22 protein-coding genes are annotated in these 20,654 nt (G+C 68.3%); 5 read left to right on the plus strand and 17 right to left on the minus strand.

All coding sequences use genetic code 11. The annotated features are described in order from the left end of the window. Positions 1-72: 72 nt before the first annotated feature. The 7 genes from ABIB51_RS03335 to ABIB51_RS03365 form a co-directional block, all read right to left on the minus strand. The gene (locus ABIB51_RS03335) at positions 73-300 is read right to left on the minus strand and encodes a 2Fe-2S iron-sulfur cluster-binding protein (protein ID WP_502916064.1); all 228 of its coding nucleotides are present in this window, start codon (positions 298-300) and stop codon (positions 73-75) included. Positions 301-416: 116 nt separating this feature from the next. Continuing rightward, the gene (locus ABIB51_RS03340) at positions 417-929 is read right to left on the minus strand and encodes a YbhB/YbcL family Raf kinase inhibitor-like protein (protein WP_354185429.1); all 513 of its coding nucleotides are present in this window, start codon (positions 927-929) and stop codon (positions 417-419) included. A gap of 9 nt (positions 930-938) precedes the next feature. Further along, positions 939-1,922, minus strand: a complete 984-nt coding sequence (locus ABIB51_RS03345; RefSeq protein WP_354185431.1) for a carbohydrate kinase family protein — start codon at positions 1,920-1,922, stop codon at positions 939-941. Between the two features lie 61 nt (positions 1,923-1,983). Beyond that, a complete protein-coding gene (locus tag ABIB51_RS03350) occupies positions 1,984-3,348 on the minus strand; it encodes an MBL fold metallo-hydrolase (protein ID WP_354185433.1) in 1,365 nt (454 codons plus the stop codon). A 66-nt stretch (positions 3,349-3,414) separates the two neighbouring features. Further along, a complete protein-coding gene (locus ABIB51_RS03355) occupies positions 3,415-3,717 on the minus strand; it encodes a rhodanese-like domain-containing protein (protein ID WP_354185435.1) in 303 nt (100 codons plus the stop codon). A gap of 160 nt (positions 3,718-3,877) precedes the next feature. Continuing rightward, on the minus strand, positions 3,878-5,236 hold the full coding sequence (gene nhaA, locus ABIB51_RS03360) for a Na+/H+ antiporter NhaA (protein WP_354185437.1): 1,359 nt from the start codon (positions 5,234-5,236) through the stop codon (positions 3,878-3,880). 93 nt (positions 5,237-5,329) lie between these two features. Next, the gene (locus tag ABIB51_RS03365) at positions 5,330-6,121 is read right to left on the minus strand and encodes an alpha/beta hydrolase (RefSeq protein ID WP_354185439.1); all 792 of its coding nucleotides are present in this window, start codon (positions 6,119-6,121) and stop codon (positions 5,330-5,332) included. 207 nt (positions 6,122-6,328) lie between these two features. Between ABIB51_RS03365 and ABIB51_RS03370 the strand changes: the two genes are divergently transcribed. Beyond that, on the plus strand, positions 6,329-7,435 hold the full coding sequence (locus ABIB51_RS03370; protein ID WP_354185441.1) for a GTP pyrophosphokinase: 1,107 nt from the start codon (positions 6,329-6,331) through the stop codon (positions 7,433-7,435). Between the two features lie 196 nt (positions 7,436-7,631). Here the strand turns inward: ABIB51_RS03370 and ABIB51_RS03375 are convergent, their stop codons facing one another. The 6 genes from ABIB51_RS03375 to ABIB51_RS03400 all read right to left on the minus strand — a co-directional run bounded on the left by ABIB51_RS03375 (position 7,632) and on the right by ABIB51_RS03400 (position 14,456). Then, a complete protein-coding gene (locus tag ABIB51_RS03375; RefSeq protein WP_354185443.1) occupies positions 7,632-8,372 on the minus strand; it encodes a Type 1 glutamine amidotransferase-like domain-containing protein in 741 nt (246 codons plus the stop codon). Between the two features lie 181 nt (positions 8,373-8,553). Further along, positions 8,554-10,563 (minus strand): IucA/IucC family protein, encoded by a 2,010-nt coding sequence (locus ABIB51_RS03380; protein WP_354185445.1) that lies wholly within the window; start codon positions 10,561-10,563, stop codon positions 8,554-8,556. Then, entirely contained in the window at positions 10,560-11,123 is a 564-nt protein-coding gene (locus ABIB51_RS03385; protein ID WP_354185447.1) for a GNAT family N-acetyltransferase, read from the minus strand. The genes ABIB51_RS03380 and ABIB51_RS03385 overlap by 4 nt, the downstream gene beginning before the upstream one ends. After that, positions 11,120-12,493: a lysine N(6)-hydroxylase/L-ornithine N(5)-oxygenase family protein gene (locus ABIB51_RS03390; protein ID WP_354185449.1), complete on the minus strand. Its 1,374-nt coding sequence runs from the start codon at positions 12,491-12,493 to the stop codon at positions 11,120-11,122. Before ABIB51_RS03390 ends, ABIB51_RS03385 begins: the two co-directional genes overlap by 4 nt. Then, the gene (locus ABIB51_RS03395; RefSeq protein WP_502916067.1) at positions 12,490-14,055 is read right to left on the minus strand and encodes a pyridoxal phosphate-dependent decarboxylase family protein; all 1,566 of its coding nucleotides are present in this window, start codon (positions 14,053-14,055) and stop codon (positions 12,490-12,492) included. The genes ABIB51_RS03390 and ABIB51_RS03395 overlap by 4 nt, the downstream gene beginning before the upstream one ends. A gap of 116 nt (positions 14,056-14,171) precedes the next feature. After that, on the minus strand, positions 14,172-14,456 hold the full coding sequence (locus ABIB51_RS03400) for a DUF1540 domain-containing protein (RefSeq protein WP_354185453.1): 285 nt from the start codon (positions 14,454-14,456) through the stop codon (positions 14,172-14,174). Positions 14,457-14,625: 169 nt separating this feature from the next. Here ABIB51_RS03400 and ABIB51_RS03405 point away from each other — a divergent pair, with 169 nt between their 5' ends. Beyond that, positions 14,626-14,985, plus strand: coding sequence for a hypothetical protein (locus ABIB51_RS03405; protein WP_354185455.1), 360 nt, complete (start codon positions 14,626-14,628; stop codon positions 14,983-14,985). Between the two features lie 123 nt (positions 14,986-15,108). On the opposite strand, the gene ABIB51_RS03410 is transcribed toward ABIB51_RS03405, so the two are convergent. After that, the gene (locus ABIB51_RS03410) at positions 15,109-15,549 is read right to left on the minus strand and encodes a protein-tyrosine phosphatase family protein (RefSeq protein WP_354185457.1); all 441 of its coding nucleotides are present in this window, start codon (positions 15,547-15,549) and stop codon (positions 15,109-15,111) included. A 179-nt stretch (positions 15,550-15,728) separates the two neighbouring features. Here ABIB51_RS03410 and ABIB51_RS03415 point away from each other — a divergent pair, with 179 nt between their 5' ends. Then, positions 15,729-16,022: a DUF4287 domain-containing protein gene (locus ABIB51_RS03415; protein ID WP_354185459.1), complete on the plus strand. Its 294-nt coding sequence runs from the start codon at positions 15,729-15,731 to the stop codon at positions 16,020-16,022. Between the two features lie 136 nt (positions 16,023-16,158). Here ABIB51_RS03415 and ABIB51_RS03420 read toward each other — a convergent pair whose 3' ends face one another. Further along, positions 16,159-17,682 (minus strand): SulP family inorganic anion transporter, encoded by a 1,524-nt coding sequence (locus ABIB51_RS03420; protein WP_354185461.1) that lies wholly within the window; start codon positions 17,680-17,682, stop codon positions 16,159-16,161. Positions 17,683-17,955: 273 nt separating this feature from the next. Here ABIB51_RS03420 and ABIB51_RS03425 point away from each other — a divergent pair, with 273 nt between their 5' ends. After that, positions 17,956-18,957, plus strand: a complete 1,002-nt coding sequence (locus ABIB51_RS03425; protein WP_354185463.1) for a bile acid:sodium symporter family protein — start codon at positions 17,956-17,958, stop codon at positions 18,955-18,957. Positions 18,958-19,007: 50 nt separating this feature from the next. Here ABIB51_RS03425 and ABIB51_RS03430 read toward each other — a convergent pair whose 3' ends face one another. Both ABIB51_RS03430 and ABIB51_RS03435 read right to left on the minus strand, forming a co-directional pair. After that, on the minus strand, positions 19,008-19,568 hold the full coding sequence (locus ABIB51_RS03430; RefSeq protein WP_354185465.1) for a LacI family DNA-binding transcriptional regulator: 561 nt from the start codon (positions 19,566-19,568) through the stop codon (positions 19,008-19,010). Positions 19,569-19,636: 68 nt separating this feature from the next. After that, positions 19,637-19,978, minus strand: coding sequence for a GNAT family N-acetyltransferase (locus ABIB51_RS03435; RefSeq protein ID WP_354185467.1), 342 nt, complete (start codon positions 19,976-19,978; stop codon positions 19,637-19,639). A gap of 111 nt (positions 19,979-20,089) precedes the next feature. Between ABIB51_RS03435 and ABIB51_RS03440 the strand changes: the two genes are divergently transcribed. Continuing rightward, positions 20,090-20,650 carry an SRPBCC family protein gene (locus ABIB51_RS03440; RefSeq protein WP_502916065.1) on the plus strand — a complete coding sequence of 187 codons (561 nt, stop codon included), beginning with the start codon at positions 20,090-20,092 and terminating at the stop codon, positions 20,648-20,650. The last annotated feature ends 4 nt before the right edge of the window (positions 20,651-20,654 follow it).

Genomic DNA, 20,654 nt, shown 5'->3' on the forward strand with positions numbered 1-20,654 from the left:
GCCGGACAATTACGGCGAATCCGCACGTTTCCGGCGATTTCGGCGGAGGGTACGACGGCAGGCGACTGCGCCTCAGACGTCGATGGTCACGACGGCGCGGTCGCCGGATTCAGAGCTGACCGCACGGGAGACGCGGCAGCACATCTTGGCCGCCGCATGCTGCTGGCGTTCGCTGTAGAAGATGTCCCGGTGGTCGATGGAGCCCTGGAGTCCCAGCAGACGCACTTCACATAGCCCGCATTCGCCCTTGCGGCAGTCGAACATCATGTCGACACCGGCGTCCTCCAGCGCGTCCAGCATGCGGCCTAGGCGGCGCCGGCGTCCATTTCGCCGGAAGCGTGCCAATTCGCCGGACAATTACGGCGAACCCGCGCGTTTCCGGCGAACTCGGCGGAGGGAGACGACGGCGACGGCGGCTAGTGCCGTTCGTAGATCCCGGTGAGGGTGGCCCGGGCCAGGGTGTGGCGGGAGAGTTTGGATTCGAGGCTGGCCGGGGACGTGCCCGCGTCCAGTCCGGATTGCGCGACGTCGAGGGCGTGGACCGTGACGACGTAGCGGTGCGGGCCGTGCCCGGGCGGCGGCGCGGCCCCCAGGTAGCCGTGGAAGCCGGCGTCGTTCTTCAATTGCGTGGCGCCGGGCGGAAGCAGCCGGCCGCCCTCCGCGCCCGCCCCGGCCGGGAGGTCGGTGACGTCGGCCGGGAGGTCCAGGACGGCCCAGTGCCAGAAGCCGCCGCGGCCCGGGGCATCGGGGTCGAACATCGTCACGGCGTAGCTGAGGGTTCCCGCCGGCGCGCCGCCCCAGCTCAGCTGCGGGGACTGGTCCTGGCCGCCGGCGCGCAACTTGCCGCTGCGCTGTGCCGGCGGAACGGTCTGGCCGTCCTGGAACGACCCGCTGCTGAGGTGGAATGTCGGGGCGTCGTGGCGTGCCATGGCTGCCTTTCAGTTGCTGGGGAGATCGGCACTTTCGGCGTCCGTGGACTCTGATTCCCCGAGTTCCATCCGGTTCAGTTCGGCCCGGGTGGGCGGGTTGGCGCCGGCGCGGGAGACCGTGACCGCAGCCGCCCACGCCGCGTGGGACAGCAGTTCGCGGAGGCTGCCGGCGGAGAGTTGCCGGAGGTCCTCCCGGTTCTGGGCCCCGTCCAGGCCCAGGTCCACCACCCCGGACAGCAGCGCCGCCATAAAGGAATCCCCGGCGCCCACGGTATCCGCGACGTTGACCGACGGAGCGGGGAAATGCGCCTCGCCGGAGGCGTTGACACCCCAGGGCCCCTCCGCGCCGCGCGTCACCACCACCATGGCCGGTCCCTCCGAGCCGCCCAGTGCCAGCCAGCGGCGGGCCGAGTCCAGCGGATCCTCGCCGGGATAAAGCCACGCCAGGTCCTCGTCCGAGGCCTTGACCACATCCGCGAGCGTGACGAACTTTTCGGTTTGCCGGCGCGCGTAGTCAACGTCCGTGATGATGCTGGGCCGGCAGTTGGGATCGAAGCTGATGGTGGCCGAAGGGTGGACATGCTCCACGGCGGCCAGGACATCCGCGGCTCCGGGGGCCAGCATCGTGGCGATCGAGCCGGTGTGCAGCAATGTGGTGCCCTGCAGCATGAACGGCAGCCGGTCCACCAAGCCGGGCAGCTCCCAGGCGAGGTCGAACGTGTAGCTGGCAGCGCCGTCGTCGTCAATCAGGGCGGTGGCCACGCTGGTGGGGAGCTCGTCGGGCGCCACCGGAAGCAGCACGGAACTGGATTTGAGGTGCGCCGCCACCGCTTCGCCGTAGGCGTCCCGGCCGTAGCGTCCGATGAACTGCACCGGATGGTCCAGCCGGGCCAGCCCCACCGCGACGTTGAGCGGGCTTCCGCCCACGTGGGCCTGGACATCGGAGGAGCGCTGGACCACGTCGACAAGGCCCTCGCCAATTACTGTGAGCATGCTCATACTCTGCCAGAGAACCCGGTCCGGTGCCCCAGTGTTTCGCGGCCCGCGCCTTCGTTCAGACCGGGGCGGCGCTGGACATGTCCAGCGGGATCCCGGCGGCCGCGGCCTCGCCGAACCTCGCGTCGACGTGGACTACGTCCCTGCCGGCGCGGTGCAGCAGGCTGGCGGCAATGCCGGCGCGGTACCCGGACGCGCAGTGCACCCAGAGCTTCCCGGCGGGAAGGTCGTCCAGGCGCAGCAGCAGTTCATGCAGCGGGACGTTGAGGGCCCCGGCTATCCGCGCCGTGGCATATTCGTCGGCGCGGCGCACGTCCAGGACAGTGCCGCCGCCGGCAGTCTCCGCGGGAACCCGGTCCCAGCCTACGCGGGGATAGGAGACGACGGCGGCCCGCGGGGCCAGCGCGGCAGGATCGGTGCCGACGGAGGCGTCCGGGGATTCGATGCCGATCCGGGAGAGGTCCCGGATGGCGTTCTCCACGTCCTCGCGGGATCCGACCAGCGTCAGCTGCTCGCCCCAGGGCATCACCCAGCCGAGGTACGTGCTGAAGCTGTCGCGGTATTCGAAGCTCACGCTGCCTTCCAGGTGGCTGCTGGCGAAGGCCACGCGGCGCCGCAGGTCCACCACCCATTCGCCGTCGTGGAGGCGCCGGGTGAGTTCTTCGGCGTCGAGGGATTCCGGCACGGCCAGCTGCGCCGGCCCGGGGCCCCGGGCATTGGCCACGGCCATGTGGGCGTAGTAGCTCGGGTAGGCCGTGAGGTTGGCGATGAGCGCGCGGACAAAGTGCTCCTCGTCCGGGTCCGTGAGGGCGTGGTTGACTCTCAGCTGCTCGCCGATGGTTGAGGATCCTGCACGGCTGGCAGGCAAGGAAGAGCAGAAGGAGCCGAAGCCGTGGGTCGGGAAGAGCGCGGCGTCGGGGGCTGCCTCGCCGGCAAGGCGCCGCGCCGAGGAGTACTGCTCATGGGTGAGGCCGATCGTGTCGGCGGCGGAGACAAGGTCCGTCCGTCCGACCGAGCCGTAGAGCAGGCTGCCGCCCGAGAAGACCGCCTGCCTGACGCCGTCGTCCACGATGAAGGACAAGTGGGTGTGGGTGTGCCCCGGGGTGGCGACGGCCCTGACCGTGAACGAACCGACCCGGACGGTCTGGCCGTCCGCGATCGGCTGGCGCTCGAACGCCACGGGATCCGCGGCGTTCACGAGGTAGCTCGCGCCGTGCGCTTTCGCCAGCTCAAAGCCTCCCGTGAGGTAGTCGTTGTGCAGATGCGTCTCGGCCACGTGGGTGATGGCCACCCCGGCGTCCCGGGCGGCGGCTTCGACGCGGTCCGTGTCCCGCTGCGGGTCAATGACCAGCGCCACCGTCCCGTCATGGACGAGGTAGCTGCGGTCCCCCAGCTGCGGGGTCTCGATGACGATGACGTCCATGGTCCACTCCTGCGGGTCTGCCCAGCAGCGCACCTGCTGAGCCGCTCGTCTGCTGGGCCGCTCGGCTCAGCCTCGATCGACCGGGAGGCCGTCGAGCTGCCACTCGTTGATTCCGCCGGTGACGTTGACGGCGTCGTACCCCTGGTCGGCGAGGTACGCGGCGGCCTGGGCGCTCCGGGCCCCGGCCGCGCACATCACGTAGACCGTGCCGCCGGCGGGAACGTCGGCCAGGGACTCGACGAAGCGCGAGAGCGGGATGCTCCTGGTGCCGGCCACCCGCACTTCGGCGTATTCATGGTCTTCGCGGACGTCGACGATTGCGGCGTCCGTGCCCAGTGCTGCCAGTTCCTTAACGGAGATGCTTTTCACGCGTGTCCTTTCGGGGGTGCCGGGTTGCTCGCGGGCGGGCAACCCGAAGGTGCCTACTCCCAGATTTTACCCCCGGGCAGGAACACCGGCATCGGCGGGCGGCCACCGGCATCGGCGGGCGGCCAGCGGCATCGGCGGGCGGCCGGCGGCTATCTGCCAATTATCCGTCGGTTTTCCGCTGGTAGACGTCGGGGATGCCGTCGTGGTCCGAGTCGATTTTCTCGTCCTCCTCGGCCTTCCGGTATTGCCGGTTCCGGGTCCGCAGCACGACGGTGGCGAGCAGCGCTGCCAGCAGGGAGGCTGCGAGGATCCCCACCTTGGCGTGGTCATCGTGGATGCTGCCGTGGCCGAAACTCAGTTCGGCGACCAGCAGCGACACGGTGAAGCCGATGCCGGCCAGGACCGCGACGCCGAACACGTCCACCCAGCGGAACGACTCGTCCAGCCGGGCCCTTGTGGCCTTGGTGACCAGCCACGTGGTGCCGAGGATGCCTGCCGGTTTGCCCAGGACAAGGGCCAGGATGGTGCCCACGGCCACCGGATCGGTGAGGGCGGCGCCGAGACCTTCCCAGCCGCCCACCGCGACGCCGGCCGAGAAGAACGCGAACAGCGGTACTGCGATGCCGGCGGAGATCGGCCTGGAACGGTGTTCGAAGATCTCGGCCAGGCCGGGTCCTGCCTCCGGGCCGCCGCTTTCCTTGGACCGGAGGACCGGGATGGCGAAGCCGAGCAGGACCCCGGCCACCGTGGCGTGGATGCCCGAAGCGTGCACCAGGGCCCAGGTGGCGATTGCCAGCGGCAGCAGCATGATCCAGGCCGCGCCGGCTTTGACCCCGAAGAAGCGCCGGTACCGCTGCGCCAGGAACGTGTAGAGGCCCAGCGGGAGCAGTGCCAACAGCAGCGGGAGCGGCTGGAGGTCGCTGGAGTAGAAGATCGCGATGATGGTGATGGCCAGGAGATCGTCCACCACCGCGAGGGTCAGCAGGAAAATGCGCAGGGCACTCGGCAGGTGCGAGCCGGTGATGGCCAGCACCGCGACGGCGAACGCGATGTCGGTGGCAGTGGGGATGGCCCAGCCGCGCAGGGTCTCGGGACTGCTGAGGTTGACCAGGGCGTAGATGGCGGCCGGAATCAGCACACCGCCCACGGCCGCCGCGACCGGAACAATCGACTTGCTGAACTGGCGCAGGTCCCCCGCGACGAATTCGCGCTTGAGCTCGAGTCCGACCAGGAAAAAGAAGATGGCAAGCAGTCCGTCGGCAGCCCAGGCTCCCAGGCTCAGTTTCAGGTGCCAGGGCTCGTAGCCGACTGTGAAGTCCCGGAGGGCGAAGTAGCTCCCGGACGCTGGCGAGTTGGCCCAGATGAGTGCGATAGCGGCGGCCGCAACAAGCAAGGCGCCGCCCACCGTTTCCTTCCGGAGGATCTCGCCGATCCGCAGGGATTCGGCATAACTACCGCGGCCCAGGACTGTGGGACGCGGTGTACCGGGAGGCGGCGTGGAACGGGGTGTGGTGCTCATCAAGAGTCCTAAAATTGGGTCGACAGAACTATGCCGACCAGACTTCCCGGCGCACCTGGACCCAGTCTAGACTGCGTCTCGCCCGGAGTCCGTTCAGGCCAGCAGCGACTGGACCAGCTCGCGGCATTTCCGGTAGGCGGCAGCCTTCGGGTCTATAAGCGCGAAGTGGTCGCCCGGGACCTTCAGGAGCTGGACGGGCGCCCCGGCTGATTTGGCCGCGGCCGCGTAGGTCTCCGACTGGCTCATCGGGACCGTGTCGTCTTCGGTTCCGTGGACCGCGTAGATGGGGACCGTCAGGGGCACGGCGCTCATCGGGTCCGCGTATTTGTGCCGCTTGGGGTACTTCTCCGAGGAGCCGCCCAGCAGGTTGCTGACCGCGCCGTTGCTGAGGTTCAGCCGCTCGGCGGCGGCCAGGTTCAGTACCCCGGACTGGCTGACGACGCCGGTGAGCCGCACGGCGCCGTCGTCCTTGCGCAGCAGCTGGCGGTCCGCATCCGGGGCGCCGATCTGGCCCAGCCGGTCACGCCCGGCAGCCCATACGGCCAGGTGCCCGCCGGCGGAATGCCCCAGGGCAACAACGCTGTCCAGGCCCAGGCCGTGTTCTACGGCGAGCTCGCGCAGCTTATCGATCCCGGCCAGGACGTCCGAGAAGGTGTGGGGCCAGCCGCCGCCGTTGCCGGCGCGGCGGTATTCCAGGTTCCAGGCCGCCATGCCGTGGGCTGCCAGGTCCTTGGCCAGCGGTTCTCCGAGTTCGGCGCCGTACTGGGATCGCCAGTATCCGCCGTGGATGACCACCACAACACCCTTGGGCGCGGCCACGTCCGGCAGGAACAGCTCACCCCACTGGCTCGGGTCATCGCCGTAGCTGTATTTGTGCCGCTTCACAGTGTCCTCCTCGGGTCCAGGTGAACAGGCGGCGGAGATTGCCCCCAATGTCACCGCCGCTGCGGCCGCCATGAAAGCCCGACGCCGCACATCAGCCATGTGCAGAGCCTACCTTGGGCGTCGGCCGGCGCGGCGGAATGCGGCGGCATCGGCGCCGGCCGGGGGTGTCACCCGGTTCGTGTCGCACCTCGGCCGTAAGCTGGACGTATGGCGAGCAACTGGGATCGGCTGGACCCGAGCCTGCGCGAATCCGTGCAGGAAAACGTGGAACTCTACGAGCGGCTCCGCCCTGCGCTGAAGCTGGTCACCCGCGAGGTCCTGCTCACGTTGCGGTCCATGCTCAAGGACACGGAAGTGACGCCGCTGTTCGTCACCGGCCGCACCAAGACGGTGGAATCCTTCCGGGAGAAGATCTCCCGCATAGAAGAGCCCCTGGAACCGGGCGGGCCGCCGGTGCTGAAGTTCCCGGACCCGTTCCGGACACTCAATGACATGGTGGGCATCCGGGTCATCACCAAGCTGCCGGCGGAAAACGCCGTCGTGGCCAACCTGATCAAGCGCCAGCGCCAGCTCTTTGACTGCCGCGGCGACCGTGAAAAGGACATCGGCTCGATCGAATCCGGGACCTACGGCTACTCCAGCCGGCACCTGATCCTACGGACCATCCAGAACGAGGCCGTCAAGGAGTACCAGCAGGCTTTCAATCCCGAGGTCCCGCCGAACGGCAGCTATTTCTTCGAATGCCAGATCCGCACCGTGTTCGCACACGCCTGGAGCGAGATCGAGCACGATATCCGCTTCAAAGCCGAGGATCCGCGCGCCTGGACCCCGCACTTCGACCGCCAGTTCACCGCCACAGCCGCGATGCTGGAGACCGTGGAGGGCGCGTTCGCTGACCTGCACGAACGCTACGAGGAGGTCCGCAGCTACTGGGACATGGACGGCGAGGGCGCCGCGCAGCTCACGCCGAACCGGATCCGCGACGTCTGGCGGTCGCTGCTGCCGCACGTGGACCGCAAAGTCGACGACGACTGGGGCTGGGCCGCCGAACTGATGGCCGCCCACGGACTCAACCAGACCGTCCAGCTCGCCGGGCTGCTCAGCGCCAACCGGATCACCGAGGTCCGCAAGGCCCTTGACCACCGCTACTCCCCCGGCCCGGACCGGCTGCTCGATGACCTGCTGCTCTGGCAGTACGGCCCCAAGCACATCGACCTCACGGCGGAACCGGCCGACGCCGTCCCCCACCCCCGGCGGGACAGCCTGCTGCGGCGGCTCAAGCAGATCGAGCGGTACCGGCTGACCCAGGCCTAGCGGCCGCTTGCGTCTGAGGCCTTTCCCTGCGGACGGGTCCGCGGGGTCTCCCGGGTGCCCGCGCGCTCCCCCGGTGCCTGCGGATTCCCCCACCTTTGAACCGGCGAGGCCGGGACTCACCTGCCGTTCGGTCCGGCGCGCCGGGCGCCACCCGCAAAAGCGGGGAAATTCCGGTGTCGTTGGCCGGTACCTGCAGCTAGAGCAGGGTCGGCTCCAGCCGTTCCTCAAGAACCTCGGCGCCTGCACCTTCGGACTGGCTCAGCCGCACCCGGTACGCGGCCTTGCCCGGGGTTTCCGTGACCACACCGGCCAGTTCGGTCCCGCGGTAGACCAGGCCCACGCCGTCGTCGGTGCAGTGCGTCTCGCCGAGTGTCCCATCGGCCACCAGCCGGTGCACGAGGGGCCGGCGGGCCGCCTCGGAATCGTAGTGGACGCCGTTGTCGTAAGGCAGTAGACCCAGGCCGTTGCCGACGGCGCGGAGCTCGGGGCCGAAGGAATCCGTGGTGCCGCCCTTGAACCAGCAGATCGACCCGGCTGACACGCCGGCCAGCACAACCCCGGCTTCCCAGACGCGGCGAAAGATCCCATCGAGCCCGTGGGCCCGCCAGACCGCGAGGAGGTTGACCACTGAGCCGCCGTTGACCCACACGACGTCCTGACCGAGCAGGTATTCCTCGATGTTCTCGACGTTGGGCATGGAGAACAGATTCAGGTGGGTGAGGTTGAAGCCCGCGACATTCCCCGCTTCGCTGATTTCATTGTTGAACCAGCGCTGGTCGCCGCTGGCGGTGCCCACGTGCGCGACCCTCGGCGCCCGGCCGGTAACACCGGACATGTCCACGGCGTGATGGACCAGCTTGTTGAATTCCAGCCGCGTGCGGGCGCCGGGCCTGTGGCCGCCGGACGTGGCAAGAATGGTCGGACTGTCGGCACCCATAACGAAGTTCTCCTTGGCGCGGGGGAATGCGATCTTGGAGTTGAGCGTACCGCCCACGCATTTCCGACGCGCAAATGCCCTGGCGCTGCCGGGATTCGGCAGCGCCAGGTATTTTGCGCGTCGTCAGGCGGACTGTGCGTCGTCAGGCAGACTGTGCGTCGTCAGGCAGGCCGCGCGTCGGTCAGGCGAAACGCGCCAGCGGGTTCCGCAGCCGGCCGGCCATCTGCAGACCGCCGGACGGATCCGTGAGGTCCAGCATCTGCTGGTTGTTGCGTAACTGCAGCCGGTTCAGGCAGGACAGCTCGAAATCCGGGGCGAACAGGTCATGCCGGGCGAACTGCTCCTGCAGTTCGGGGTGTTCGGCCTGGTAATCCCGGAGGACGGCCGCGGCTGTGCGCCAGAATTCCTCACCGCTGAGCGTGCCATCCTCCTCCAGCAGGGCGCTGAGGAACCGGAAGATGCAGTCGAAGACGTCGGTGAATATGGCCAGAACTTTCTCATGGTCGGCGATGTCGACCTTGATCCGCGAAACCTCGTCCGGCAGGTCCAGGCGGTTGCCCATGACCACGATTTCCTCGGCGATGTCCTTCATGACGGCACTGACGGGAACCCCGTTCTCCAGGATCAGGATCACGTTCTCGCCGTGCGGCATAAAGGCCAGTTCGTAGTTGTAGAGGCAATGCGCCAGCGGAACGAGGTAGGCCTCGAAATACCGGCGCATCCATTCGGCGGGCGCCAGACCGGAGTGTCCGATCAGCGCCGACACCATAGGCTTGCCGGCGGCATCCACGTGCAGCAGCGAGGCCATGGTGGCCAGCTGCTGCCCGTCTTCGAGCAGCGGCAGCGGGCTTTCCCGCCAGAGCGCGGACAACATCTTCCGGTAGGGGGAATCCTTGGCCGTCGCCGCCTCGTAGTAGCCGTTGTGGTAGCCGATGGCGGCGGTTTCCCGGATGACCTTCAGCCCGCGCTTTTGCAGGGCGGCATCGTTGAGGATCAGTTCGTGGAGCCAGTCGTTGATGGCCGGGGTGGCCTTCATGTACTGCGGCGACAGCCCCCGCATGAACCCCATGTTCAGCACGGACATCGCCGTCTTGACGTAGCACTTCGCCGGCGACACCGTGTTGAAGAACGTCCGGATGGACTGCTGTGCCTGGTAGCTGTCCGCCCCGATCCCCAAGTGGACGATGTGCTGCTGGGCTATTTCGGCGGCGAACGTCACGGTGAGCTTGTTGTCCCACTGCCACGGGTGGACCGGCATCAGGAAATAGTCCGCCGGGTCCAGGCCCAGGACGCTGAGTTCGGTGTCAAAGAAGGCGAGGGCAGACGCCCCCAGTTCGGCCTCCAGGTGGTCACGGAAGCCGAGCCCCTCGCTGGCGGTGAACACGGCCTTGCTCCGGTGGACGGCGATCCACTCCAGCTGCACAGGGGCGCCGGCTTCGGGCGCGAATGCCCGGTAGTCGGTGATCCCGAAACCGAGCCGGCCGTTGTTGGCCACGAAGCAGGGGTGTCCCTCGGTCATGCTGCGCTCGATGGTCTGGAAGTCAACAGCGACGTCGGCCCCGCGGGTCACGCCGGCGGCGAGCTCCGCGGCGGACGGCTGGCCCATCCACTGCTTGTACGCGTGGCTGGCGAGCGTGCTGCTGATCTCCTCGAGATAGACCGGAAGCATCTCCTGGCGGATTCCGAGGCTGTCCCGGAACTCCGTGATGAAGCGCAGGGCGTCCAGTTCCAGCCCCTCGACCGGGGGACATGTCCCTTCTTCAGGCCCGGGCCCGGGCATATCGGAACATGCCCCGGCGCCGATGCGACGGATGGACATGTCCCCAATGGACCAGTGGTCAAGCTCGAGCCGCCGGGCGGTGAAGCGGTACTCGACGGCGCCGTCGTCGCTCACGACGCGGTAGTCGGCCGGCCCATCGGAACCGGACGCGCCGCCAACCGGCCCGCCGGCCTCCGGACGCTCCTCGCGGCCGGCACCCTCCGGGCCTTCCGCACCCTCCGGGCCTTCCGCGCCCTCCGCGCCTCCGTCATGCTCCGGGGTGAGCCGTTCCGGCACCAGGATCCGTTCGTGCGAGAACTCGGCGAGCGCCTTGCGGATGAGGTGCCGGTTCGCGGCGGCCCAGCGCTCGGGCGTCAGATGGGTCGCGGCGGTAGTGGAGGTCAGGACGGATTCAAGTTCAGCAGTGGTCATAGCGGTGCTCCCTGGCGGATCGGGGATGAGTGAAGCCCGGTGCGGGCAGAGTGGAAGGCCTCCCGGGTGCAGAAGCTGAGCAGCGCCTGCTTGTCGGGCAGCTGCACGATTCCGGCCGGTTCGAAGCCGAGGCGTGTGTTGAGGGCCTGGATTTTGGTGTTGCGGGCGTCCGGTTCCACCACGATGCGTTCCACGTCCGCGGCCGTGAAGAGCCGCTCCAGGACGGCTTCCATAACGGCGGCGGTGTAGCCGGGCCGGGCCGGACCGGCCGGCGGGGCGACCAGGAGGTGCATGCCGACGTCCCCCGGCTGAACGGAGTACAGGGCCGCGAGCGGCGACAGCGACGGAACGTACTCCTCCATCAGGAAGGCGGGGACGCCGTCGTCGAGCCCCAGCAGTGCGTGGTGATGCCCGCTGGACTGGATCTTGGAGTATTCCGCCACGACGTCGTCAACGGAGCAGCCGAGCATCCCCCAGAACGAGGCGTAGGGCTGCGTGACCCAGCTGTGGAGGAGGGCCGCGTCGGTTTCCGGGTCGAGGCAGCGGAACGTGAACGTCATGCGCGTACCCCTGCCGGCTCGGGGACGGCCGCCGGGCGGACGCCGTCCGGGAGCCCGGGAAGCTGTTGCGTTCCGAACTGCTGGAAGGCGATGCTTTGTTCCACGGGATAGACCTCCCGGCCGGTGATCTCGCGCAGGATGCAGGAGTTGCGGTAGGCGGCCATGCCGAGGTCGGGTGTGACGAAGCCGTGGGTGTGGAGTTCGGCGTTCTGGACGAAGATCTCGCCGGGTTCGACGCCGGTGCTGTAGTTGCGCTCGACGGCGAACCGGCCGCGACTGTCCCGGGCGATGCGGTCCTGCACGCCGGCCAGGAACCCCGGCTCGACGTAGCCGTACCCGGTGGCGAGCACCACGGCCCCGGTGTCCAGCGTGTAATCGGTGCCTTGCTCCTCGTGCCGGAGCTGGAGCGTATGCGAACCAGTTGCCGGGTCCCACGCCGCAGCGGTGAGCGCCGAGTGCGTCAGCAGCCGGGTATCCACGATCCCGGAAAGGCTCTTGGTGTACAGGAGGTCGTAGATGGCGTCGATGAGCTCGGAGTTGATGCCCTTGTACAGGTTCTTCTGGCTCTTGATGAGGCCGTCGCGCAGATCCTGCGTGAGGCCGTGGAAGTAGTCCACATACTCCGGCGACGTCATTTCGAGCGTCAGCTTGGTGTATTCCAGCGGGAAGAACCGGCCGGAGCGGGTGACCCAGGTCAGCTGGTAGCCGTGGACGTCGATTTCCTGGAGCAGCTCGTAGTAGATTTCCGCGGCGCTCTGGCCGCTGCCCACGATCGTGATGCTCCCCTGTTTCTGCAGTTCGCTCTTCCGCGGCAGGTAGTCGGCGTTGTGGAGGACCAGTCCGCCGGCTTCCAGGATGCCGTCGCAGGCGGCCGGCACATGCGGCGCCGTACCGGTGCCGAGCACCAGCCGCCGCGTGAGCAGCACCTCCGGGCCGTCCGGGCCGTCCACCGCGAGCCGGTACACGCCGTCGTCGTACGTGACTTCCCGGACGTCCGTGCCGAACCGGACCGACTCGAGCTGGCCGGCCACCCACTGGCAGTACTGGTTGTACTCGGCGCGCAACGGGTAGAAGCTTTCGCGGATGTAGAAGCGGTAAAGCCGGCCGGTCTGTTTCAGGAAGTTCAGGAAGGAATAGGGCGACGTCGGATCGGCTAGGGTCACGAGGTCGGCCATGAAGGGGACCTGCAGATGGGCCGGTTCCAGCATCATGCCCGGGTGCCAGTCGAAGGATTCCCGGCGTTCCAGGAAGACGCCGTCGAGCCCGTCCACGGGCTCGCTCAGCGCCGCGAGGCCGAGGTTGAACGGCCCGATGCCGATGGCGGCAAAGCCGTAGACGTGCCCTGCCGGACGTGCCTTGCCGGCGCTCATACGGAGACCTCCGCGGCGGCAAGGAGCGATGCACCGGTGGTGCGCAGGAGCTCGAGAATGCCGCGGATGTCCTCCACTCCGGCCTCGGCATTGAGGAGCGTGAACTTCAGGTAGTGCCGGCCCGCCACCCTGGTGCCAGCCACGACGGCCTCGCCGGAGGCAAAGACGGCCGAGCGGATGTCCTGGTTGAGGCGGTCCGCCGTGTCTTCGGACAGGCGGCTGCCATCCTGGTTCAGCGGACGGTAGCGGAACACCAGCGTGCTCAGCTGCGGCGTGGCGGCCAGCTCGAACTCCGGGTCCGTGGCCAGGATCCCGCCAACGTCCAAGGCAAGGTCGATCGCATCGTCGAACAGGTCCCCGATCGCGTCGGCGCCCATGATCCGTAGCGTCAGCCAGAGCTTCAGCGCGTCAAAACGGCGGGTGGTCTGGATGCTTTTGTCCACCTGGTTGGGGCGGTCGACGGCGGCGGCCGGGTTGAGGTAGTCGGCGTGGTAAGTCACGTGGCGGAGCGTGGCGGCGTCGCGGACCAGCAGGGCGCTGGAGCTGACCGGCTGGAAGAACGTCTTGTGGAAATCGACCGTGACGGAATCAGCCTGGTCGATTCCGGCGAGCAGGTGCCCGTGGCGGCCGGACACCATCAGCCCGCCGCCGTACGCCGCGTCCACGTGGAACCAGGCGCCGTGCTCGCGCGCGGCGGCCGCCAGATCGGCGAGGGGATCGATCGCGCCGAAGTCGGTGGTGCCGGCCGTGGCCACGATCGCCATCGGCACCAGCCCCACCTTCCGGGCCCGTGCCAGTTCCCCGGCCAGGGCCTGGGGGTCCATCCGGTGGTCCGGTCCGCACGGCACCGCCACGACGGCGTCATACCCCAGCCCCAGCATCGACGCGGACTTCTCGATGCTGAAGTGGCTGTCCGCGGAGGTGAAGATGCGGAGCTTCTCCAGGAGGGACGGAAGCCGGAGCCCGTCATTCTCCGGATCCAGCTTCAGCCACTCGACCGCCTGGTTCCGGGCAAGCAGCAGGGCCTGGAAATTGGACTGGCTCCCGCCCGAGGTAAAGACCCCGTCCGCGGCGGCTCCGAGCTGAAGCTCGCCGGCGGCCCAGGTGATGAGCCTCCGCTCGATCATCGTGGCGCCGGCGCTCTGGTCCCAGGTGTCCATCGAGGAATTCACTGCGGACAGGACTGCCTCGGCCACCAGGGCAGGAATCACGACGGGACAGTTCAGGTGGGCCGCATATTTGGTGTCGTGGAAGTAGACGGCGTCGCGGAGGTAGACGTCCTCAAGTTCGGTGAGGGCGGCCGCGGTATCCGCCAGCGGGGAGTCGAGGTCCACGCCGTCGACCCTGGACTTCAGCTCCGCAGGGGTGGCCCCGGTGAACGGGCGGGTGGAGCGCGACACCTTTCCGGCCACCGCCGTCACACCCTGCAACATCTGCGCCGCATAGTCGGCCGAATTGCGCGCATTGAAAAGGTGGGCGGTTGCCGGCGTCGCCAGCCCCGGCCGGCGCCGAGTCGCGGCGGCAGGCCCGGAAGGCGGCGACGGGTGAACATCCACAGGCATTTTGGGCGTCACGGAGCAATCCTTTGTTTGACGTTAAGATAACTTAGCTAACCCTTACTTAGGATTACCTTTACGTCAAACTTGTGTGACTTAATTCCAGTGGAGCTGTGAATACCCTACTTGTGTGCGTACGTCAGGCAGTCGGCGTTGTCCGCGCCGGGACCGACATGAACTTCAGTGGCGTTGCACATCAGGTGGTTGTTGTGGACGCATTCGGTGCGCTGGCAGGCCCCGACGTCGGCCAGGACCTTGGGCAGGCCACCGTGGACGCCGATATCGATGAAAGTGGCGCAGGAGGCGTGATCTTCAGCACCCCCGACGGTGATGGCGGCGGCATTGCAATGCGAATGGTCGTTGAAGGAACAGTTGGCTACGCTGCAGTCGGCTACGTGAGTCGCCATTGGACATCCTCCTCGGTGCGGCCGTCCGGTCTGGGCGGCTCCCTGCCACCCACGGTAGGCGCAGCCGGCGCAATCAAAAAGACCCAATCGTGTGACCTAATCCGGCGCCTGGGATGGCTGGCGGCGGCCCAAGCCTTGACGCTCCCGGCCGGATTCGTATCGTGGGTTCATGGGAGACATCACGCAGCAGGTGGCAACGTTCTTCGACCGCTATGCGGAGGCGCTGTTGGCACGGGATGCCAAGGCCATTGCGGGGATGTACGCCGTCCCCGCCCTCATCCTGTTCCCCGGCCGGCCCATCCCCGTCAGCGACGCCCGTCAGACCGAGGAATTCTTCGCCTCCTCGTGGGGCCAGTACGAGGGAATCCACGAGCTGGAGAAAGCCCTTGCCATCATGGGCGAGGCGCCAGGCAGCGTCTGGGCCGACGTCGCCTGGTCCTACGGCGGCCGGCCGCGTGAGCACTTTTGCTACCAGCTCATCGAGGGTCCGGCCGGGTACCAGATCGCCGTGCTGACGCCGATGGCCTGAGCGCACGGGCCGAGTTTCGACGCGCAAATTTCCCTGCGACCCGACGGACTCCTGGCGCTACCGGAATTCCGGCCGCGCCGGGAATTTTGCGCGTCGCAAGGCAATTGGCGGATCGTGGCCGCGTCAGGTGCCCTGAGGCCGGAAGCGTGCGACGTAGCTGCGCTGCCAAGGCGTCTCCACCGCGCCCCGCCGATAGTGCTGCCGCACATAGGCGACGGCGCCGGCCGGCGGGACGCCGTCGAGGACGGCGATGCAGGCGAGGGCGGTGCCGGTCCGGCCGCGGCCGGCCCAGCAGGCCACCTCAACGCGCTCGGTTTCGGCGCGGCGCCAGGCCTCCCTGAGGGCATCCATCGCATCGCCGTCGTCGGCCGGCAGGCGAAGGTCCCGCCAGCGGACCCAGCGCGAATCCCAGTCCGCCGGCCGCGGGCGCTTGCCCAGCAAATACAGGCCGAATTCGGGCCGGAGCCCCGCCGGAAACGGCGCCAGCAGGGGCCGGCCCCGGATGAGCCGCCCGGAAGGAAGCCTCAGCACACCGGCCTGGCCCGGCTCCCACGTCTGCGTCATGAGTCCGAGCGTAGTCGTTCGCGGAGCCGCATCGAAGGCCCGGAAAAGTGCGCGCTGGGCCCGGGCGGACTGTCCTTGGTGCAGACTGCAAGACACTTTAGGGCCAAGAGAGACTAGCGGTCTCATTCCCCGCTCCATAGAGTGTCCAAGGAACAGCCGTCGCTGAAAGGAAGCCACGAATGTCATTCCAGGCGTACCTCGACACAATCGAGGACAAGACCGGCCTCACCCCTCGCCAGCTCCTCGAGATCGCCGAGCGGAAGGGCTTCGCTGAGTCGTCCGTGAAGGCAGGCGCCATCCTCGACTGGCTGAAGGAGGACTACGGTCTCGGGCGCGGCCACGGCATGGCACTGGTCCACGTCATCAAGAAAGGTCCCACCATCGACACGAAATATGTCGGGGCCACCGGGGCGCACAGCGACGAGTCCGACGCGCTCTGGCTTGACGGCAAGGCGACGAAGCCGGCGCCGTAAGCTTCGGTGCACGGCAGAACCTCCCCGGCATTGGCACCACGACGGCGGAAATCACCGGCGGTTCGGCCGGACACGCCGGGGCGACCTGTCGACGGTGGGGAGTTCCCGCGCGGGGACGAATCCGCAAGCCCTACATCTAGTGGCCGGCGCCGAGCTTCCCGGCGAGGCGTTCGCGCATCAGCACGCTGGCTTCATTCAGGCCGATGACCGTGACCTCTTTGCCGTGGTGCCGGTACATTTCCGTGACTGCGTCCAGGACGGCGATGGTCGAGGCATCCCAGAGGTGCGAGGCGTACAGGTCGATGACCACCCGCTCCGGAGCCAGGGCGTATTCGAACTGGGTGTAGAGGTCATTCGACGACGCGAAGAAGAGCTCGCCGTCCACGCGGTAGGTGGCGAGCCGGACGCCGTCGACGTCTGTGACTGTGCGGTCCACGGTGACGAAGTGCGCCACGCGCCGGGCGAACAGCACCATGGCCACGAGCACGCCGACGCCGACGCCGATCGCCAGGTTGTGCGTGGCCACCACCACGACCACCGTGGAGGCCATAACGAGGGTTTCACTCTTGGGCAGGGCCTTCAACGTGGCGGGCCTGATGCTGTGCCAGTCGAAGGTGGCCACGGAAACGAAGATCATCACGGCAACCAGCGCGGCCATCGGGATCAGCGAGACGATGTCGCCGAGCACCACCACGAGGATCAGGAGGAACGCACCGGCAAGGAACGTGGAGATCCTGGTCCGGGCTCCGGAGGCCTTGACGTTGATCATGGTCTGGCCGATCATCGCGCAGCCGCCCATCCCGCCAAAGAACCCGGTCACGATGTTCGCCACGCCCTGGCCCCAGGCCTCGCGGGTCTTGGCTGAGCGGGTGTCCGTGATGTCGTCCACGAGCTTCGCCGTCATGAGGGATTCGAGCAGCCCCACAAAGGCCATCGCCAGGGCGAAGGGGAAAATGACCTGCAGCGTCGCCCAGGTGAACGGGACGTTCGGCAGGAACAGGGAGGGCAGCGAATCCGGCAGGGCACCCTTGTCTCCCACGGTCGGGACGGCGATGGCGGCCAGCACCGTAATGAGGGTCAGGACCACGATCGCGACGAGCGGCGCGGGCACGGCCCTGGTCAGTTTCGGCAGCCCGAAGACGATCAGCAGGCCAAGTGCGGTGAGCGGATAGACGAGCCACGGGGCACCGATCAGCTCGGGGACCTGGGAGATGAAGATCAGGATGGCCAGGGCGTTGACGAACCCGATCATGACGGAGCGGGGGATGAAGCGCATCAGTTTCGCGACCCCGGCGAGTCCCAGGATGACCTGGAAGAGGCCGGCCAGGATGACCGCGGCCACAAGGTAGTCCAGCCCGTGCGACTTCACCAGAGGTGCGATGACCAGGGCGACGGCTCCGGTGGCCGCGGAAATCATCGCGGGGCGGCCGCCGACGAAGGAGATCGTGACCGCCATGGTGAAGGAGGCGAAGAGCCCGATCCGCGGGTCGACGCCGGCGATGATCGAAAAGGCGATCGCCTCCGGGATGAGGGCCAGCGCGACGACGAGCCCGGCGAGGACCTCGGTCTTCAGCCGGCGCGGGGACAGCAAGGTGCCGCGGACCGACTGCAGCTGTTCAGGGGTGAGTGCGGCGGGGGCGCCGGCGGGTATGGCGGCCATTGCTGGCTCCGTTCAGGCTCGGGAAGACGCAGCACCGCGCCAGAAGGGTTCATCCGGAATCAGAGGCACCGGCCGTTGTGGCCGCAGCTCGCCTGCGGCTCAACTCTACCGCGGGGCGCCGTAGACGGCCGGGGCCGCGGGGCCCGGCCTGCGTGCGCGACCCGTGCTGGACGGGCGGGAAACCACAGGATGCCACGGCCAAAAATCTGACATATTCCGGCACGGCGCGGTCACGAACTGGCCACATCGCGGCCGCAGTGCCACCATTCTTGGATGCTTGAGGCAACCAAATCCCCACAGTCCGCTCCAGAGACCAGCGCCGGCGCGGTCAATCCCGCCCTGGCCGCCGAGGCCAAGATCGCCCGGATCGCGGTCACCGTCTTCCCGCTACTCGTCATCGTGGCCGGCGTCGCCGGGTACCTGCTGCCGGGGGCCTTCAAGCCCCTCGGCCCCAGCGTGCCGTACCTGCTGGGCATCATCATGTTCTGCATGGGCCTGACCCTGACGCCACCCGACTTCGCCTCCGTGGCCAAGCGCCCCTGGGCCGTGGTCCTCGGCATCGTCGCGCACTATGTCATCATGCCAGGGGCCGGCTGGCTGATCGCCGTCGCGCTGAACCTCTCACCGGAACTGGCCGTGGGCCTGATCCTGGTCGGCTGCGCACCCTCGGGCACCGCGTCCAACGTGATGGCCTTCCTGGCCAAGGGCGACGTTGCCCTCTCAGTTGCCGTCGCTTCCGTGTCCACCCTGATCGCCCCGGTGGTGACGCCGCTGCTGGTGCTGTTCCTGGCCGGCTCCTACCTGCAGATCGACGCCGGGGCCATGTTCCTGGACATCGTCAAGACAGTCCTGTTGCCGGTGGTCGCCGGCCTGCTGGCCCGCCTGTTCCTCAAGAAGCTCGTCGCCAAGGTGCTTCCGGCCCTGCCGTGGGCCTCCGCCGTCGTGATTTCCCTGATCGTGGCGATCGTCGTGGCCGGCAGTGCCAGCAAGATCGTCGCCGCCGGCGGGATCGTGTTCCTGGCCGTGGTGCTGCACAACGGCTTCGGCCTGGGCCTGGGGTACCTGGCAGGCAAGCTGGGGCGCCTGGATGACAAGGCCCGCCGGGCGCTGGCTTTCGAGGTCGGCATGCAGAACTCGGGCCTGGCCGCGACGCTGGCCACGGCACACTTCAGCCCGCTGACCGCGCTGCCGTCCGCCGTGTTCTCGCTCTGGCACAACATCTCCGGAGCGATCGTCGCCGCGTGGCTGGCCCGGCGCCCGCTGCGGGACGCCTAGGAACCGGCGCCCGGGAACTAACGGCGGGAAACCACCGCCGAAGGGTGCGTTCAGCCGGGCAGGCGCTCGATCAAGGTTGCGACCGCCTGCTCCGCGCGGGCTGCCGGCGCGCCACCGGGGGAAAGCACGTCGAAACCGTCCGGCTCCAGCGTGTCCGAGAAGACCAACTGGGCCACCCCGCGTGCGGTGAGTTCCGCCATCGTCTCGAGATCGCCGGCGCCGCGGGTTGCCGGCACCGAGCCGAGGATGACGCCGTCGGCCCCGCCGGCGAGCATGAACTGCCGCCAGCTTCCGCCCGGCAGGATGACCGGCTGGTAGCCGTGCCGCGGCAGGATGGTTGCCGCGGCGGTGGCGAGCGTCCGGTCCCAGGAATCGTCGAGGTCGGTGACGGCCACGGCCACGAGGTCCGTCCGTCCGCGCCGCATCCCGCGAGCCGCCCGGTTGGGGACGTATCCTAGGTCGCGGACGGCGTCGTGGACCCGATCCTGGGTGGGCTGGCTGATCCGGGTGGTTCCGCCGAGCCGGCCGGAAAGCACGTAGGAGACGGTGGTCAGAGACACCCCGGCTGCCTCCGCGACGTCGCGGATGGTGGGCTTGGATCCATACCGCACTGATTGCTCCCGGGTGCCTCTCCGCCGCGACAACGCGGCGGTCCTGAAATGCCGTTCTGAATTGAACTCTAGCCCGAAGCCGGACGCAGGTCCCCGGTGAAGGCCAGCGGTCCGATGGTTTCCGGATCCGCGGCAAGGTCGAACTGCGGCTCGTGGCCGGTATTGAGGTAGAGGTGTCTGGCCTTGTGCTGGCGGGGTCCGGTGGTCAGGTAGACCGTCCGGTACCTGCGCCTGGCGGCCAGCGACTCAAATTCCTTGAGCACGAACCGCGCCAGCCCGCGGCGGCGGTGCCGCCGGGTCGGCGCTGCTGGGGGGCAGAGGCGCCGGGATCGGAGTGGGCCGTGCGGGTCATCATGGCGGTGGTGGTTAGCGCCGCCATGACGCCTGATGTGAGTGTGGTGCTGACCCACGGAGGCCAAGTGTTACCCAACATTTCCCAGCGTGACGCGGCGGGAAGTATTTCTGCGCGTCGGGGCGCTGCTGGCCTAGCCTGCTTAATAGGCCCGCTGACTACAGGAGGTGTGGACTTGCCGCAGACAACGCGCCGGACAACTCACCGGCTGAGCATTGACGCCCCAGGCGACCTCGTTTTCCGCATGCTGCGGGACTCGTCCCACTGGCCGCACCTGGACGGGCTCACGGTGTACTCCGAGCGTGTCAGCGGCGACGAGGCCAGCCATGAGCTCCGGACCTCCGTGGTGGTCAACGGCTCCCTGAGCTGGAGCCACTGCCACCGGATTCTTGATGCCGCCGAACTCCGCGCCGAGTTCCGTGAGCTGGGGCTGGAATCCCCGCGGCTGCGGCTCGACGGCGGCTGGGCGATCCGCCGGGCCGAGGGTCAGTCCGAGGTGACGCTGGAGCACGAATTCGAGGTGGAGGAGAACGCCGGCGAACTCCCGGAACTGATCCACCGCACCATCGATGAGTACAGCCGGCGCGAGCTCGAGGCCCTGCGCCTGAGCTGCGAGCGCCTGGCCCTGCAGCTGCACTCCGCGGGCAGCGCCGGCCCGATCACCGGCGCAGACACCGCGCCCAAGACCGCGGCCACCACCTCCGCCAGCACCGCCGCATGGGAGGCGTAGAGCC

It is taken from the genome of Arthrobacter sp. UYCu712 (genome assembly GCF_040547005.1).
GTDB lineage: Bacteria > Actinomycetota > Actinomycetes > Actinomycetales > Micrococcaceae > Arthrobacter.

Bases quoted from the DNA above. Each gene is read 5' to 3' on its own strand.
- ABIB51_RS03340 (WP_354185429.1), bottom strand. From the start codon at position 929: ATGGCACGCCACGACGCCCCGACATTCCACCTCAGCAGCGGGTCGTTC.
- ABIB51_RS03380 (WP_354185445.1), bottom strand. From the start codon at position 10,563: ATGACCACTGCTGAACTTGAATCCGTCCTGACCTCCACTACCGCCGCG.
- ABIB51_RS03400 (WP_354185453.1), bottom strand. From the start codon at position 14,456: ATGGCGACTCACGTAGCCGACTGCAGCGTAGCCAACTGTTCCTTCAAC.
- ABIB51_RS03390 (WP_354185449.1), bottom strand. From the start codon at position 12,493: ATGAGCGCCGGCAAGGCACGTCCGGCAGGGCACGTCTACGGCTTTGCC.
- ABIB51_RS03335 (WP_502916064.1), bottom strand. From the start codon at position 300: ATGCTGGACGCGCTGGAGGACGCCGGTGTCGACATGATGTTCGACTGC.
- ABIB51_RS03345 (WP_354185431.1), bottom strand. From the start codon at position 1,922: ATGCTCACAGTAATTGGCGAGGGCCTTGTCGACGTGGTCCAGCGCTCC.
- ABIB51_RS03385 (WP_354185447.1), bottom strand. From the start codon at position 11,123: ATGACGTTCACGTTCCGCTGCCTCGACCCGGAAACCGACGCGGCCCTC.
- ABIB51_RS03420 (WP_354185461.1), bottom strand. From the start codon at position 17,682: ATGGCCGCCATACCCGCCGGCGCCCCCGCCGCACTCACCCCTGAACAG.
- ABIB51_RS03415 (WP_354185459.1), top strand. From the start codon at position 15,729: ATGTCATTCCAGGCGTACCTCGACACAATCGAGGACAAGACCGGCCTC.
- ABIB51_RS03425 (WP_354185463.1), top strand. From the start codon at position 17,956: ATGCTTGAGGCAACCAAATCCCCACAGTCCGCTCCAGAGACCAGCGCC.
- ABIB51_RS03395 (WP_502916067.1), bottom strand. From the start codon at position 14,055: ATGCCTGTGGATGTTCACCCGTCGCCGCCTTCCGGGCCTGCCGCCGCG.
- nhaA (WP_354185437.1), bottom strand. From the start codon at position 5,236: ATGAGCACCACACCCCGTTCCACGCCGCCTCCCGGTACACCGCGTCCC.
- ABIB51_RS03370 (WP_354185441.1), top strand. From the start codon at position 6,329: ATGGCGAGCAACTGGGATCGGCTGGACCCGAGCCTGCGCGAATCCGTG.
- ABIB51_RS03350 (WP_354185433.1), bottom strand. From the start codon at position 3,348: ATGGACGTCATCGTCATCGAGACCCCGCAGCTGGGGGACCGCAGCTAC.
- ABIB51_RS03410 (WP_354185457.1), bottom strand. From the start codon at position 15,549: ATGACGCAGACGTGGGAGCCGGGCCAGGCCGGTGTGCTGAGGCTTCCT.
- ABIB51_RS03405 (WP_354185455.1), top strand. From the start codon at position 14,626: ATGGGAGACATCACGCAGCAGGTGGCAACGTTCTTCGACCGCTATGCG.
- ABIB51_RS03375 (WP_354185443.1), bottom strand. From the start codon at position 8,372: ATGGGTGCCGACAGTCCGACCATTCTTGCCACGTCCGGCGGCCACAGG.